Consider the following 17,629-nt stretch of genomic DNA (forward strand, 5'->3'; position numbering starts at 1 on the left):
TTTACAACACGAGGTTATTGGCTTACAAGAATTGAATGTATTTACGTAAGGCCGATACAGTTTGAGGTAGCTGCTGTTTTTGTAGAATAGCTAAAAAATTCGCGGCATCAATTTCGGGATTTTTCAACGCTGCTCGCTGGCGTCTAATAGCGTCACAACAAACTGCCGTTGCCATATCTATTTGATAGTGAATAAAATCGTCAGGATGGACAACATCTATCCCAAATTGCTGCAAATATTCGGTTGGAAAATCTTTCAAGTTAAAAGTTACGATAGCATCCGCATTCACTTTAATTGCCGCCGCCAATACGTGACGGTCATCAGGATCCGGTAAGTTAAGCCCGTCAATTAAACTTTCGTAGTTAGATACTTTTGCATCACGTACATGACTATCCATTAGAACCCTAGTACGTTCAAGTACTTCTTTGCTATGCTTTCCCTGCCTAAGTAATGCGTTTATCCACTCATCGTGGATCTTATCTGTCCAGTGAGCTTTGAATAAGTCCGTCAAGGCTAAACGCATCAAGGTATCCCTTAAGGGGGCTGGATATAACACACACGCATCAAATACAACCGTAAACTTAGCCATTAAGTTTAATATCCCATACCTTCAGACTGCGAAAGCTCTGACAACTCATCAAGCACGTGGTTTCGTTTCTCATCAATTTGTTGCTTATAAGTCAAAATGTCCTGCAATTTAACACGTCTGTGAGTACCTATTTTATGAAAAGGAATGTTTCCACCTTCAAGTAATTTAATCAAAAATGGGCGACTTACGTTCAAGATGTTAGCAGCTTCTTGGGTACTCACTTCCTGATTATGTGGGATCAAGCTAATTGCGTTACCGTTTGACATTTCTGACAACACATCTAACAGAATCTGCATAACATGCCCAGGTAGAACAAACTGATCACTCTCTCCATTACTGCCGCTGATCGACATTTGAACACGATCGACAGATGCATATTTTGCTAACGTCCTACTAGATCGCTTTGCAACGTCAATCTCATCAGATGTTGGTAAATGTAATAACGTGGCACTACTCATTATATGTCTCCTTTTGTTTAGTAAATTATAGTACACAAACGCAATAATCGAAACAAATGAAATAAACGAATCGCATCAACTCAAAGATTACCAAGTTAGCCTTGAAGCAATAAAAGGAATGTTTGAGGTTAAGGATATGACTCGAATTGATTTGTAGATTAGGCGATAAATAAACTAGGTAGCCGGTTTTGGCTACCTAGTGGTGTTCGGTTTGGTGTTTATGTGGCAGAGGTTGACGCTTAGCTTTAGGATATTTAACGTCGGCTAACTAACTCGGAGCAGACTTAAATACATACGGAATACCAAATTTAGCGCCCGCTTCAGCAGCGCCAAATATTCATAAACATAACTTGAGTAAGCCGTTTGTTGGCATTCTTATTTCTTTGAATTATTGTTGGTGATTGCAATTTTCGCTAAATCTGTCTGTTGCTCAACAAATTGGAAAAATTGCTCGTTACTGATAAATGGGTTGCTTGCCACCGCTTTTGCGCTTTTTTCTCTATTTTCAAACAAATTATTTTTATGTGGGTGGTTAGATAAATTAACGGTTACCGGCACACCTTGCAAGGCCAGCTTCTTTATACGCTCCATGCTATCGATAAATTGCTGTGCAAGAGTAGAATTTTGAAAATCGGCACTATGCCCACCGACAACAAAAGCACGATACAACTTGCCCTCATCTTTAACCACAAAATCAATTGAAAGATCACCCTCTGTATGCCCTGGTGTTATGTATAATTTAAATTTTGTGTCGCCAACCAACATAATTGCTCCGTCCTCAGCAAATGACTCTACGACTGGAGGCAAGAATCTGTTTTTATCTTTGCTTTTCAGCGCTTGTTCATTACTTAATTCGAGTGCCTTTTCCGAGATTATGACTTTTGCACCATACAGAGACTGGAGAAATTCCGCCCCACCAACATGATCTGAGTGTCCATGAGTTACAAAAATATGGGTGACTTTCTCCTTATCTAATCCCAGTTTTTCAAGGTTATGTGGAATCCACTTGCAATATGGGAAGTCGAGTGTATCTATGATGGCCAAACCAGAAGACGTTTTTATAGCATAAGAAGAAACCCACTTATCTCCAACGTAGTAGACGTTGTCAAACATTCTAAAAGGCTCAACATAACCATTATCACTAGTCATTGCTGGCACATAGGTGTCTGCCATTACCTTCATCGAATTGAATAAGAAAACAAAAACCACAAATCTATACATGTCGATTTCCGAATATACTAACGCTCGACTAACGAGCACATAAAAGCTTGGCAATAATTAGCAAAGAAGGAGTGCAGCTAAGCTTCTTGCATCCCATCATGATTGAATTGTTATAATTTTTTACTCTCGAATGTCGGCCAATAACTCGACTGTAGCAAAGCACTCGTCATCTACCACTGAATTTGACCAATCTACGGAATAACTTTTTGGATAGCCCATACTCGAATACTCTATTTGCAAACTATGAGCAGAATTTATAGCTTTTCGTAGTTCTTTAAAAAGTGCTGCAATATTAGCTGGATTAGCCCCACCTTCATTACCACTGTAGCTCAGATTTCCCCCGATATTTGTCACATTAATTGAATGTAAAAACATACAGCCTTTAACTATTTTATATGAATAGTTTCGCGGCTCGTTGTTATTCCATTTTGCAATATTTGCATCCAACTCTTCAATTGTGTGAGTGGCTCGCATAAATTGAAGGCTAGTAAAAACCCAGACAAAGGCTACCGAGATTATTGTAGCGAATAGTATCGAAATATAGTTATTAGAACTGAACATAGAATAACAACTGTAACCCCCAACCATGGGGCTAATAAAGCTTGGCTAAAATGTGTAGCGAAGCGGGACCGAGCCAAGTTTTAGCAGTCCCACATGAGTTGTTACTTAGGGCTACGGTATACTAGGAACCCAAAGTTCATATGCGACATTATTAATATTGTAATTTACCGAGGAATTAAATTTTACAGGCATAGATAATAGCAACTCAGCTTTGTTGTTATATACCTTTAAAACTGGAGACTCATCGACAATAAAATAGAATTTATTGTCTTCAGTCACACCGCATTTTGCAACCCCATTTGGATGATATATGGATAAAAACTGTCCGTTTGCATTTATTATATTGGCATTCATTCCATATCTTAATTCATTGCCACCACAGTCAAAAATCTGGTTGTTTATAGTCGACAGATAAAACTCACCTAGAAGATTCTCAAATTCGTAATTTCCATTTTTTGTTTTAATAAATAGAGTCGACTGACAATCATCTGTTTCTGGCACGCACACTCTACTTTCGCTAAATGAGATAATTTCATTGGCGTACGCTGGCAACGAAAATACAATCAGCGATATCAGATATTTACGCATATTCTTTAGTGACCTCAAATCCCTGTTAATTTTGTCAATTTTAAACAGCTTGTTAGACATACTATCTTTGAAGATAAGTGCCATTGTTGACATATACTTTTTCGTTTCGACTATACAGCTGTTCATTTTTCCAAGCGTAAGTAGTGAAAGAAACCATACAGCCCTCAGCGGAATTTAACCACTTTGTTGGCAATGTTTGAACAATGTCATAAGAATTTTTAGGCGAAATACCTAGTTTACCAATATTGCCATTTTCTACGGAGCTAACGTTAACCGCTTTATTTTCACAAATAACAAAACAAATCGACCCCTCATCACTGAGTTCACAAAAGGCAAGTCCAGACCTTTCGTCATTCCACAACAAAGTTGGCTTTTTGTTAGCAAAACTATCTAATGAAAATATAATAACGAAACTTGCTAACAAAATCCGAATCATCGATTATCCCTAACAGCTAACTACCATGAATTCGCATTCAACATTGCTGTCAATTTGCGAATCCATCAATAAAAATAATTAATTTCAAAAACTTAGTCGATTTACAACTTTAGTCAAGCTTATTTTCTAGTTGTAGAACTTAATATCTGCGTGAACCGAGAATTGGTGCTTTCGTTATGTATATCTATAAATTAAAATAATCAGTAACTTAATATAAATTGAGCAGATGAAGAAGGCCAAAAACCCATTCAGCGCAATCATCACAACCGCGCCGAATAGGTATTTTTTAAAGAGGAACTACCAAATAGATTTTAACTGACTAATTTGCCAGCTTGTTACTAGGCTGATTTTGTCAGATTGCAATTGAATTTGCTCAAATGGTTTATTTGGAAAAACCAACGAGGTTATAGTTGCTTTACCATCATCAACAAATACTTCAATTGAACCAACATCTTGCACTATGCGCACTGAGTATTGTTGTTTCGTATCAATTGGCGCGGTTTGTATCATAGGAAAGTCTTCATCAAACCTTTGTTGCCCAGCTTGAGTTCTGTCTACCGACAACAAACCTGTTGCCTTATTTAAACTGATAACTGCTTGTTCGTTTAAATTATTGGCTAACACTATGGTAAATTCGCTCGCTTGTTGCATATCTACTTCAAGCGAAATATCGGCCAATTCACTGGTCAGTTTTGCTTTTTTGTCTAAGCTAACTGTTTGTTTTACTGCTAAGTTACTGCCTTTAGCCGTGTTTTGTTGCAAGGCGTCTAATTCTGCAGTTGGTAATGATGCTACACGGTAACCTTTGGCTGTTTTATGCAGTTTCAGTTCCCTTGGCACTGTCATTGCACCACGCCATTGGTCGGTTGGCACTTCGTTGGCGTATGCCCAGTTATTCATCCAGCCTATAAACAAGTGGCGGCCATCTTCAATGCCCGACCAAGTTACACCAGCATAATTGTCTGCGCCATAATCCAACCATACTGCTGGCTCTATTGCTGATTTTGCAGGCGCATCGGCAAATGCAATTTGGTCTACTGAAATATGTCCCCAAGGGCCAATTGCGTTGTCGACAATTTCTAAATGCGCTTGTTTGCCTTGCCATTTGCTTACATCCCAACTGGCAATCGACATACTGCCTGAGTTTTTACCTGTAGCTGATGCAACAATTTCATCGTCAACAATTAGGTTCATAGCCGCATCTTTCGGATATTTACCGCCAGCTATCACAAAGTTAATGTAAGCTTTCTCTATGCTAAATGGTTGGCTAATGAGTTTGCCGCGTGATGCATCGCCAGTGTTAAACGAGTTGGCGAGCTGTGCACCATAGCGGCCGATAAATTCGTTTTCTCTTGCACGAATGGGCGATTGTTTAAACGAGTCGCCTTGTTTTTGCCATTTAGCTAAACTGCCTTCGAAGTCTTCGAATATATAATCTTGCGGGAATACAGCTGGGATTTTAGTTACTTCAGCTTTAAACTGCGGATCCATTTTGAAGGTTTTACCGTCAAAATCGCCAACAAAATATTGTGTGCCCGAGCCACCATTTGGCCCACCTGGGTTTAAGCTGACTAACAGCACATATTTTTCTTCACCTGAGCCTTCAACCTGCATTTTAATTAAATCTGGGCATTCCCAATAACCACCATGCGCACCATATTCTGCGCCAAAATCACTTAGGTGGTGCCAGTTTTTTAAATTGGCTGAGGCATAAAAGCTAATGCGGTTTTGCACAGCTAACGCCATTACCCATTGGCTTGATTCGTCATGCCAAAATACTTTTGGATCACGAAAATCGGCAATTTTGCCACCTTCTAATACTGGGTTGCCCGCATATTTTTGCCAACTACGGCCATTGTCTAAGCTGTAGGCTAATGCTTGTGTTTGCACGTTTTCCGCTCTAGCGGCTTCGGCAACTTTGTCGTGGTAGGTGAATATGGCAACTAACGGTGGGTTTTCTGCTGTGCCTAAACCTGAGGTGTTGTATTTATCCACCACTGCGCTGCCGGAAAATATCCAACCTTTGTCGTCGGGAAATAACGCTATGGGTAATTCTTGCCAGTGAACTAAATCTTTAGAAACTGCATGGCCCCAGTGCATTGGCCCCCACTTTGTGCCATCTGGATAATGTTGAAAAAACAAATGGTATTCACCATTGTGATAAACCATGCCGTTGGGGTCGTTCATCCAACCTTGTTGCGGGGAAAAGTGAAATTGTAATCTATGGTGTTGAAAGTATTCAGGTTTTGATGTGGTTGATTTAACTGCTTGATTTGCGTGAACCGTCGCAGGCAAGGTGGTTAACCCCGCGGTCATCGACAGTGCAATTAACCAAGTTAATTTTCTAAGCTTCATAACAATACGACTCAATAAATATAAACTAAGAAAAATGCGCCACCAGCTAGTTACCTTGGGTAAAACTACTGGTGGCGCGAGTTCTAATTGTACTAATCAGAATTACTTTGCATTCAATTAACGTGTATATCGGCTTAAGTCGGTTACGTTAATTGCATCAGCTGTACTATAAAAACCAATTTCATAGTCTGCTAATTCGTATAATCTGAAACTTAAAGCACGTGAGTTATTGATATACAGCGCGCCTACACCTGCTTCTGGGTCGGCTATCAACTCAAATTCAACGCCAGCTGATGCATCTATTGATACGTCAACCACTGAATTGAACTGGTTGTTTTCATCACCTGCAAAGTAGAATTTAGCTTGGTTGTTAGCGGCATCTACACTCAAGTGCGCACGTTTGTCGGTATCATCTGCGCCCGGTTTTCTAAACATTAAACCAAAACTTGCGTTAGCATTTGCGCTGTTAACTTTGAATGCCCAGCGATTTTTTTCAGCTGAGGCAGCCAAGGTAATTGCACTTTGTGCTGGCAAGTTCAAACCTGTTTCAGTAGCTGCTGCGCCACCTTCAGTAAATACAGTTTCTACTGATGCAGTTTGCATTAAGCCTGTGCGAACTTTTTCTGGTAACTCAACCATTAATTCGCCGTTAACTTGTTTTAGCTGATGAATAAGCAAGTCGCCACCCCAATCAGGGTTGTTGCCATCACGTCGGCCAAAGTTATGTGCAACCCAACCAAATAATAGTCTTTCGTCAGCTGTACCAGCTGTACGCGCCGCGTAATATGCTCGGCCGTCTAACTCTGGCATGTTCGCTGTAACCCAGTTATCACCGTTTTTAACTAAGTATTTAACTTGGCGCGAGTCATCTCTTTGGTCTGAATAAACAATAAATGGTACGCCATCTATTTCAAAGTAATCAGCTACTTCTAAGTTAAGGTTAGACACTTCAGTGTATAAAGGCGCTTCAGCAGTCCAGTTAGTTAAATTGTCTGATGTATACAAACCAATTGCCGCTTTGTTGTCAAAACGTGTGGTTATTAACATCCAATATTTGCTTTCGGCTGCATTCCAAAATACTAATGGGTCGCGGAAGTCAAAATCGCTGTAGCCATTCGAGCCACTGAATGTGTCTGCTGCTACTGGTGTCCAGTTGGTTAATGTATTGTCGTCAGCTACCGCATGCATAACTGTTTCAACCGGAGAAAGGTTTTGGTTATGGCCGGTGTAGAATAAATGATAACTACCATCTTGTGCTTTAATCACACTACCTGAGCCTATCCATTGATCAGCTTTAGCTGCATCGCCCGAAGCTGGCAACACAGTTTTTGGTGCTGTAGAGGTTAATAAGTCAGACGTTGTTGAAAGAGCCCACGAGTGGAAACCGTAGTTTTCTAAATAGAAAACATGGTATTTACCATTGTCGTAAAACGGATTTGGATCGCCCATATCCAATACAATATTTTGTGTATGGCCAGTTGTAGAAGTAACGACAGAGCCTGCGATAGGTTGAGCTGCAGCTCTATCTGCTTGGCGAATTTCATCTACTAATACAAATGCTAACGAACCGTCATCTTCACTCGCATCGTGCTGGTCGATAATTTCAAATATAGCTTTTTGGCCAATTAATGCTGAAACATCCCACGACTGCCAATCAACTTTGTTTTCTTCGCCATTCCCGGTCGCGTGGCGTACAACTTTACCGTTTACACGCAATACTACAGCCGTAGCTTTGCCAGAGGTATATGGGTTAGTGCCGCCACCCACTAAGAAGTTAATGTATTTGTTGGCAATTTCAAATTCTGGGCTGCTTAACGTACCCGTTGCTGAATCACCAATCCAACCTATCGCCGTGCCATCACCTTCAAATGCATCCGCTCGGCTTGAAAATGCTCGGTCGCCTACATGATTAATTACATCAGCAGCCCACCAGCCACCGTCTAAGAAAACCATGTCGCCAGTTGCTCGGAAGCTATGTGCTTGATAGGTATTGAACTTGCCACAGCAAAACTCGAATCCAGCTATGTTCTGATTTAAATCAGCCTGACGTACAAACGCAGACATACCTGCCGACTCTGGTGAGCTGGTTAAGGTTGCCGAAGTTGCAACAACAGTTGAACTGGCTGGCGCTACAGCAGCTTTGTCTGCTGCTCTAAATTGGTCAGCTAAAATATAACCTAAGCTGGTGTCAGAATTATCATCTGGGTGCATATCAATAAATTCAACAAATGCTGTTTTGCCTTGGTAGTCTTTTACGTCCCAAGTTTGCCAACTCATATTGTTATGTTCATTTGTTCCGCTGGCTTGGCGTACTACTTGGCCTTCAACCACTAAAGCAACCGTGGTGGTGTTTGCGCTGCCGTAGCTATTGCTGCCACCACCAACTAAAAAGTTGATGTAATTTTTATTGATTGAAAACTCAGGCGAACGAATTGAACCAGTAGCACCTGCACCTACTTGAGCGGCTGATGTATCCGCATCGTTGTCGTATCCATCACCATAGCTTGAAAAAACACGCTCACCGAGATGGCCACCTACATCTGCGCCCCAGAATCCACCATCTAGCTCGATAAAATCGCCTGTTGCATTGGTAAAGCCATGCTCTTGGTAAGTATCATAACCACCACAACAGAATTCAAAACCCGCAATATTTTGGTTTGGATCTTCAACACGGGTAAAAAGCATTACACCTTCATTTTCTGGATCGTTGGTAATAACAACCTCTGTGCCGTCGCCTCCATCGCCGCCGTCACCACCATCTGAACCGTCTCCCGGATTTAATACGTCGTCAACCGTTTGGCCTTCTTCTAAAACAATAATTTCGACATTATCTGCATTGATACTTTTGTCGCCAGGATCAGCAGTATCTGTACTACATGCTGATAAAATTGCAGCGCCTGACACGAGTGCGCATTGTTGTACAATTTTGTTGAGTTTAAATTTGTTAAGCATTTTATTAGCCTCTTCAATTCTTTTCATTTACAACGTTGTTATTCTTTTGGATAAGTTTGTTGTACTAGTTTTCAACACTCGGGTTGGCCATCCAACCCGAGCAGACATTATTAATATCCTGCGTTTTGGATATAGGCTTTGCCTTGTTTACTTAAGTTAATTTGTTCTTGCGGTATTGGCATAAACTCGTGTTTGCCTTTTACAAAAAATGCATCATCAGTCGCATTTTCTGGGTCACCGGCAAGATATGGTTTGCGAGTTTTCTCTACCTCTAGGTAACCATTAATTGTTTCTGCCGCTACACCCCAACGAACTAAGTCAAAGAAACGGAAACCTTCCATTGCAAACTCTAAACGACGTTCCCAACGTAACGCTCTAAATGCTTCGTCTTTATTTGCAAATGAAGTGTATAAACCCACCATATAATCAGAGCTACCAGCAATATCGGTTGGACTACCGTTCGTGTGTTTGAAACGCACAATACTGTCTTGAGCACGTTGACGAACTTGATTGATAATTGGTAGAGCTTCATCCCAACGGCCTAACTGTATTAATGCTTCGGCTTTCCACAACAACACGTCTGAATAACGGATAAGATCAGTATTCAAAGATGAAATAGTAAATGGACCATTTTTGCTTAAGCAATTACAGTCTGGTAATTCCAGTTCTTTCATTGAAACATAAGTACCGTAGTTATTGGCATCACGCGCCCAAGACGCTTCAACAACTAAGTCAGCATCATATTTAAACGACTTACCTTCCATGCCTACAGTGCTGTCTAAACGTGGGTCAACGGTGTCGCTGTTTCTTTGATAAAGTTCATCATTGAAGGCGTCAAACATTGGCAAGCCATTTAAATCTACTTTAAACGCATTAACCAAATTATCAGTTGGAATATGGAAACCACAGCATCCGTAAAAGGTATCCATGTTAATTTGTGGACCATTTAACGCGAATGCAAAGTTACCTTTACCATCTGGTGTACCGTCGTCAATTGAGCGCTGAATTGCAAATACTGATTCATTGCTGTTTTCAAACTCTTGTAAGAAGTTTTTCGCAAAATCATCATTCAAGCTGTATTTGCCTGAAGCTTCAATTGAATCAACCAAGCTTACTACCTGATTAAGTAAATCAGTATTGATGTTAACCACTTCGTTTTGCTCGTTTTGTTCATATGCTTGGAACAAACGAACTTTGGCTAAAAACGCTTGAGCTGAATATTTATTAGCACGGCCAACATCATCTTGCTCTTCTGGTAAGTTCGCCGCGGCAAACTCAAAGTCGTCAGCAATTTTGTTCCATAATTGTTGGTCAGTTAAATCGGCATTACTAATTTGCATAATTTCATCAACACTGACAGTTTCGTCTATGTATGGAATATGTTTGTAATGAATTTTCAGCCAAAAATAGAAAATACCACGGACAAATCTAAGCTCTGACTGAACTTGTGCTTTGTTGGTTAATTCGGTTGATGCAACTGCTTTTAACGCCGCATTAGTACGAGAAATAGCTGCGTAAAAACGCTCCCACATATTGCCGTTTATGTCAGCAAAGTCAGGTGGATAAGACGCCATATCAGGAATTAAAGGTGTAAACATAGACAAAGCATGATAATAAAAAATATCACCTGGGCCATTACCACCTTTGTGCGCATCGCCCGAGCGTAAATTACCAGTTGCCCAAAACGAATGTGGAATTGTGTAGTGGTCGTTGCCTAAAAATGCGTATGAAGCGATAACAAGTTGGTCTATTTGCTCAGGCGCTGTTACCTGCTCTTCTGTAAGTGCCCCTTTAGGGTTTTTATCTAAATCGCCACAAGCTGACATGCCCAATGCCAAAGCTGATGCGGTTAATAAGCTCGCTAATTTTTTCATTTCTTTACTCTCATAAAATCTGGTTAAATTCAATCAATTGGTTTTTAAACCCTTTGGTTAAAACCCTAAATCAAAACCGACGGTGAAGCGTCTTGGGATTGGAAATGCATTGTTTGGCGCTTCCGGGTCTTGACTTAATGTGCCGTCAGGCGTGAATGTAATTAGGTTTTGCCCTTGAATGTAAAAACGTAAGCTTGAAATTCCCCAGTCTTTTAAGACGGATTCATCTAAGCGGTAACCTAACGAAAGGTTTCTTAATTTTAGATACGACGCATCTTCAAAGTAGAAGCTCGACAACTGGCCTTCACCGTTGTTGTCTATTCGGCTTAATGCTGGAATATCAGAATCTGGGTTTTCTGGTGTCCACGCATGCAGCGTACGGCTACCGTAGTTTGAGCCAACATTTAGTGAGCTAAAGTCAGTAAAACGACGGAAAAAGTTTTCGTTTTGGCCGCCCTCTACACCTTGCCAGAACATATTGAAGTCCCAGTTTTCGTACGAGATATTGATATTTAAACCATATTCAAAATCTGGATCTCGCTCTGTGAAAAAGATTTTATCTTCATCTGAAATAACGCCATCACCATTGGTATCTCTCCAACGAATACGGCCAGGTGCAGCGCCATTTTGCTCGGCGTGCGCGTCTACTTCACCTTGGTTTTGGAATAATCCATCAGCAACTAAACCATAAACAGCGTTAACTGAATGTCCTAAGATGGTTTTATCGTCACCATTACCACCAAATGAGTTTTTAACATTGTCTGGTAATGCGACTACTTCATTTTTGTAGCTAGATATGTTGGCTGTAATATCAAACTTAAATTCACCTATGCCATCAAATTCAATGTAATCGTCGTAAGTCACACTAAATTCAACGCCTGAGTTTTCTACGTCACCACCATTTACCCATTGCGCGGCACCTTCACCCAAGGTCGCAAGTGGCGTGGTTAAGGTTAGAATGTCTGAGGTTTTCTTTTTAAACCAGTCGAACGTACCGTAGATAGTGCCGTAGTGCAGGCTATAGTCGACACCAAAGTTAACAGATGTTGAGGTTTCCCATTTTAAGTCTGGGTTACCTGTTAGATTTTTTCTAAAGCCCGATGGTAAAGTGCCTGTGTCATTGCCGCCAATATCATATGCAGTACCATTGTCTTGTTGGTTGGTGAACATCGACTCGGTTGCATATAGTGGTTCAAAGATATCTTGTTTAGCACGTGAATCGATTTCCTGATTACCGGTTTTACCCCAACTACCTCTTAGTTTTAATGTTGAGATAAGTGGCACGTCAAAAAAGTCTTCATTGCTTACATTCCAACCAGCAGAAACAGCTGGGAAATTACCGTATTGGTTGTTTGCACCAAAGCGAGATGAACCGTCACGACGGATAGTACCTGACAGCAAATACTTGTCGTCAAAGTTATAATCTACCTTAGCGAAATACGATTTTAGTGACCATTCATCACCTAAACCCCACGTCAGAGCTTCACCTGTGGTTGTACCTTGGAAAGCAAAATCATAGTCTTCAACCGCTATACCTGTGCTATTAACATTAAAATCTTCAGCTGAGTAATCAATGGTTTCTGTACCAACCAATACAACTAAATTATGTTTGTCCGCAAAAGTGTCTGCGTATTCAGCAGTATTTGAGAAAGTTAAATTTTGCGTCCAAGCATTGCCTGTATATAACTCTGCTTCTCGTTGCTGAGTACCGGCATCTACTGTGCGAATTAAGCGGCGATAGTAAAAATTACCAAAGTCTAATGCGACATTTGATCTCAGTTTAATCGTTTCGATTGGCTTAACTTCAGCAAAAATGTTACCCATAAAACGGGTATACATATCTTGGCTATCTTTGTTTTGCTCAATCAACATAACTGGATTATCACGGTCGGTTATACCCGCTGCAGGGCCAGCAAACTTGCTGCCGTCATCAGTATAAACAGGCACAATAGATTGCTGCTCAAGCGCTAAACCTAAAATATTGTATGATTCACTGTTTACTTGATTAGAAGACTGGCGGGTTAAAGTTAGGTTTTCACCTACAGTAAATTTGTCTTCGATAACTTCAAATGATGAATTAGCACGAAAAGCGATACGTTCGAAATGCGACTCTCTAATTACACCTTCAGCATCAAAAAAGCTCAATGATATATAGCCTTGCGCTCTGTCTGAACCACCATTTACTGCGAAGTTTAACTCGCGAGTTTTCGCTTGTTGTGTTACTTCATCAAACCAATTGGTACCCGGAATAGATGGCGAAGTCGTCCCTGCTGAGTCTAATTTATTTGGGAAAATAATTTTGCTCAACTCTGGGTTGTCATAATCACCGTTCCAATCATATTTATACAATGGGCTTGCATTGTTTGGATTTGTACCATCGTTTACTGCTGCACGCCAAACAACCTGCGCACGCTCTTCAGAATTAAGTGGACGTAAGTCATAATCAAAATCTTCGGTGCTTTCGTTGTACGAAACATTAAAAGAAACATTACCTTTTTTACCTTTTTTAGTGGTAATTACGATAACGCCGTTGGCTGCACGCGCACCATAAATGCTCGCTGCGGCTGCATCTTTTAATACTTGGATTGATTCAAAATCACGCGAGTTAAGCTGATGCAAACTCAATTTAGTTGGCACGCCGTCAACTATGTACAGAGGGTCATTATTACCTAAACGACCTAAACCTTGACCACGAATACGTACAGTTGCTCCTTGGCTAGGGTTACCATCGGTTGTGATTGATAAACCTGGAATACGACCTTGTAAGTTACGCATAATGTTACCGGCTGGCTGATCTTCGATATCATCCAACTCAACAACTGTTACTGCACCAGTTAAGTCTTCTTTTCTTTGCGTGCTATAACCTGTCACTATGATAGTTTCTTCAACTTCACAGCCATTTACGCCTAATTCAATTTGTTCTGGTGTACATTCTTCTGATGTACTTTCTTCAGCTGTATAGCCGACTGTTGGTAACATTAACAGCAGCGAGCCACATAATTGTGGGATCGCATTTTTGCTACTAAACGGATTTAACTTGAACATTTTCATGCTTGTGTGTCCCCATGTTTCTGGTTATTTAAGTAACAACTAATTACAACGTTGTTTAAATTTCAAAAATTTATCCAACACAACGCTTCCTTGAGTGAGTTAGAAGTTTTTATTTCCAAATCGACTGCAATTGGTGCAACGACCAGTTCGTCAATTTGATTTCTCGCTCGGCATTTATTGTTACTTGCTTATAATCTTGATTAGGAAAGACTAGTGCAGTCATAACAATTTCGCCATTATTTACAAACAATTCAGTAGAAGATGCATCTTGATACAGGGTTATTTGATACTGCTGCGCATCACCATTCAAAGGTGCAATTTGTTCTTGTGCAAATGAACCATGGAAACGCGATTTACCTGATTCGCTTCTGTCTAAAATCAGTTGATTATTACTACGGTCAAATTTGAGCGATACTTTTTCACCAACGGCATTTGCAATATCAATGCTAAATTGCTGAGCTGACTGAGCATCAACAGTGGCATTTAGCTCAAATTGTGCACTGGATATATTCGCCAACGCAGTTAAGTTAGTTGTGCCTAATACTAAAGTATCTCGCTCGCTAAATGATTTAGCACGCAGTGTATCTAGCTCTGCAATAGGTACTGAACGCACGCGATAACCCGCATCAGCTTTATGCAATTGCAACTCTCGTGGAATTGTCATTGCACTGCGCCATCTGTCAGTTGGTGTGTTGTTAGCGTACAACCAATTACTCATCCAACCGATAAACAAGAAACGTCCATCGTCTTCTGGCACATTTGACCAAGTCACACCGGCGTAATTGTCTGTGCCATAGTCTAGCCAGACTGCAGGTTCAATGTCTGAATGAGCCGCTTTATCTGAAAAAACAATGTGATCAACATTGATATGCCCCCAGCCACCAGCAACACGATCAACAATTTCAATTTTTGCTTGTTGGCCAATTAATTCAGACACATCCCAACTGGCAATTTCTAAGCGCTCATTATTTGGCCCTGTCGCTGTGCGCACAACTTCACCATTTACCAATAAGTTGACAGCAGTTTTGCCTGGGTGCATACCACCACCAACATAAAAGTTGATAAATGATTGCTCTATTGTGAAGGTTTTTGAGGTTAAAGCCCCAGTTGCCTCATCACCTTTGTAAAAAGAATTCACTAACCTTTTGCCAATATAATTGGTTACGCCACCTTGGTTAGGAAAGTTTCCCGAAACTGGATTAGCAGAAAATGCCGTACCAGTTAATGTCCAATCAGCCAGATCACTTTCAAAATCCGCAAATACTAAACCTTCAGGAAATTGCGCAGGTATTTTGCTTACATCTTGTTTGAACTTGTCGTCTAAGGTAAATTTTTTACCATCAAAATCACCAACAAAATACTGAGTTGCCGAGCCGCCATTTGGCCCACCCGGATTAATGCTAACTAACAGCACATATTTTTCTTCGTCGGTTCCTGTCACTGGCATTTTAATTAAATCAGGGCATTCCCAAACACCACCATGCGTGCCAGCGTCAATACCAAAATCGCTTTCAAATTGCCATTCTTTTAAGTTGGCTGAAGAATAAAAACTGATGTGGTCGTCAACTGCTAAAGTCATAATCCATCGGCTGGTTGGCTCGTGCCACGATACTTTAGGGTCGCGAAAATCTGGAATATCCGGGCCAATTAATACTGGATTGTCTGCATAAGGAGTCCAGCTTCGGCCATCATCTAAACTGTAGGCAATACCTTGTGTTTGGAAGTTTTGGCTACCAACTAAACGCTCTGCTTCATTGTGATAAGTATAAATAGCGATCAAAGGTGGATTTTCTTTTGTGCCCAATCCAGAAGTATTATTTACGTCAGCGACTGCACTACCCGAAAATATCCAACCGTGTTGATCAGGATATAAAGCGATAGGTAATTCTTGCCAATGAACTAGGTCTTTTGATACTGCGTGTCCCCAGTGCATAGGCCCCCAAACGGTTGAGTCAGGGTAATATTGAAAGAATAAATGGTATTCGCCATTGTGATAAACCATTCCGTTTGGATCATTCATCCAGTTCGCTTGGGGTGTGAAGTGAAATTGCGGTCTATGATGATCTTGGTAATGAAAGCTGCTTGCCGCATCCACTTGATTGTCTCCTGATACGTTAGGCGATTGAGACATTGAGTCTAAATTGCTTTGGCTGCAAGCTGCTAACATTCCAACAGCGAGCAGAGGGTAAACGAATTTCATAGTTTTTATACCATTCCCGATAACTTAAACAACGTTGTCTACAATATAAATCAAAAACAACGTTGTTTGCAACAATTTTACAAAAATAAAACAAAGTAGCGATGTGAAATGTACAATTTTAGTTACGAATTAACTAAGCGTTATTTAAAACACCTGTTTTTTAAAAAGATTCTCTAGAAGATAACTGACATTTTACCCGCTCAGTTTCTAGCGAGGTTTGTTTACCGGATATCAGGTTAACCAATCGAGTGACAGATGCCCTACCCATTTGGTAATACGGCAAGGCAATGGATGATAATGATGGTACTAGAATTTGTGGAATACAATCCCAGTCGTCAAAACTTGCTACACCTATATCATGAGCAACCCTTAAACCACGGCGCTCTAAGACAAAATATACACTCAATGCAACTAAGTCTTTACCGCATAAAATGGCGTCAGGTTTAAATTCAGAAATAACTCTATCAGCTACTTCGCGGGTAATATCCATGGTGCGCCCTTCTACCACTTTCTCAACAGCTTCAACTACATATTGGTCTTCATCTATACTAAATTCTTTTAGTGCGGATAAGAAGCCAGCTAACCTGAGCTTGGCAGCAACGATTTCTGGATTTAAGTTTAAAAACGCAATGCGTTTGTAACCTTTATTGAGCAATTGTAGGGTAACGTCGTAAGCGGCTTGTTCATCGTCTGGGATAATTGATGCACGCTGTTGCTCGGGATCAAAACAATTGACCATAACAAGCGGTTGTTGATCAAATTGAACTGGAAGTTTAACAGGCTGATGGTACATAGCACCGTAAACCACACCTTCGGCTCTGTGCTGACGGCATTGTTCTAATAAGTTGCTGGCAGAAGGTTTTTTAGGGTCGATATTAAACACCATAAGTGTTTTACCTAGTTCCCATGCTCTGTCTTGTGCGCCACGTAAAATATCAACCGAAGCTGGAGTGGTTGATATTTCATCAGAGATAAAACCTATCACATCTGAATTTTTCTTACGCACCATGCGTGCAGCTAAATTAGGTTGATAACCAAGCTCTTCAATTGCGGCAAGTATTTTTACACGGTTTTCTTCTTTAACAGTTGGATCATTGTTGACCACCCTAGAGACTGTCTTGAATGATACTCCCGCCCTTTTTGCTACCTGCTTAATTGTTACCATGGATACACTTCACTTATTCAATATGCTGCTATTGTATGCTTAAACAACGTTATTATCTAATAAAAGACCAATAATACTCAAGCAACTAAAAACCTTTAACTTCAGCCTGCTTTTGCTAAATATTTCTACTAGAACACAGGTTAAATGACAAGCTAGCGTGGAGTTGTCACTAAAACCAA

Annotated in this window: 12 protein-coding genes; all 12 read right to left on the bottom strand. The window is 40.5% G+C overall.

Annotation, left to right across the window (positions count from 1 at the left end; genetic code table 11):
- Positions 1-22 precede the first annotated feature (22 nt).
- Positions 23-589, bottom strand: a complete 567-nt coding sequence (locus ACMZOO_RS04315; protein WP_440905555.1) for a PIN domain-containing protein — start codon at positions 587-589, stop codon at positions 23-25.
- Between the two features lie 5 nt (positions 590-594).
- On the bottom strand, positions 595-1,047 hold the full coding sequence (locus ACMZOO_RS04320) for a helix-turn-helix domain-containing protein (protein WP_440905556.1): 453 nt from the start codon (positions 1,045-1,047) through the stop codon (positions 595-597).
- Between the two features lie 375 nt (positions 1,048-1,422).
- Positions 1,423-2,268, bottom strand: coding sequence for an MBL fold metallo-hydrolase (locus ACMZOO_RS04325; protein WP_440905557.1), 846 nt, complete (start codon positions 2,266-2,268; stop codon positions 1,423-1,425).
- Between the two features lie 120 nt (positions 2,269-2,388).
- Positions 2,389-2,829 (bottom strand): DUF6174 domain-containing protein, encoded by a 441-nt coding sequence (locus tag ACMZOO_RS04330; RefSeq protein ID WP_440905558.1) that lies wholly within the window; start codon positions 2,827-2,829, stop codon positions 2,389-2,391.
- 111 nt (positions 2,830-2,940) lie between these two features.
- Positions 2,941-3,330, bottom strand: coding sequence for a hypothetical protein (locus tag ACMZOO_RS04335; protein ID WP_440905559.1), 390 nt, complete (start codon positions 3,328-3,330; stop codon positions 2,941-2,943).
- A 148-nt stretch (positions 3,331-3,478) separates the two neighbouring features.
- Complete coding sequence (locus ACMZOO_RS04340; RefSeq protein WP_440905560.1) at positions 3,479-3,853, bottom strand: hypothetical protein; 375 nt, start codon at positions 3,851-3,853, stop codon at positions 3,479-3,481.
- A 297-nt stretch (positions 3,854-4,150) separates the two neighbouring features.
- Positions 4,151-6,208, bottom strand: a complete 2,058-nt coding sequence (locus ACMZOO_RS04345; protein WP_440905561.1) for a glycoside hydrolase family 32 protein — start codon at positions 6,206-6,208, stop codon at positions 4,151-4,153.
- A 117-nt stretch (positions 6,209-6,325) separates the two neighbouring features.
- Positions 6,326-9,160 (bottom strand): hypothetical protein, encoded by a 2,835-nt coding sequence (locus ACMZOO_RS04350; RefSeq protein ID WP_440905562.1) that lies wholly within the window; start codon positions 9,158-9,160, stop codon positions 6,326-6,328.
- Between the two features lie 110 nt (positions 9,161-9,270).
- The gene (locus ACMZOO_RS04355) at positions 9,271-11,034 is read right to left on the bottom strand and encodes a RagB/SusD family nutrient uptake outer membrane protein (protein WP_440905563.1); all 1,764 of its coding nucleotides are present in this window, start codon (positions 11,032-11,034) and stop codon (positions 9,271-9,273) included.
- A 57-nt stretch (positions 11,035-11,091) separates the two neighbouring features.
- Complete coding sequence (locus ACMZOO_RS04360; RefSeq protein ID WP_440905564.1) at positions 11,092-14,085, bottom strand: SusC/RagA family TonB-linked outer membrane protein; 2,994 nt, start codon at positions 14,083-14,085, stop codon at positions 11,092-11,094.
- A 109-nt stretch (positions 14,086-14,194) separates the two neighbouring features.
- A complete protein-coding gene (locus ACMZOO_RS04365; protein WP_440905565.1) occupies positions 14,195-16,285 on the bottom strand; it encodes a glycoside hydrolase family 32 protein in 2,091 nt (696 codons plus the stop codon).
- Positions 16,286-16,445: 160 nt separating this feature from the next.
- Positions 16,446-17,450, bottom strand: a complete 1,005-nt coding sequence (locus tag ACMZOO_RS04370; protein WP_440905566.1) for a LacI family DNA-binding transcriptional regulator — start codon at positions 17,448-17,450, stop codon at positions 16,446-16,448.
- Positions 17,451-17,629 lie beyond the last annotated feature (179 nt).

The sequence above is a fragment of the Catenovulum sp. SX2 genome, assembly GCF_052056295.1.
Classification (GTDB): Bacteria; Pseudomonadota; Gammaproteobacteria; order Enterobacterales; family Alteromonadaceae; genus Catenovulum.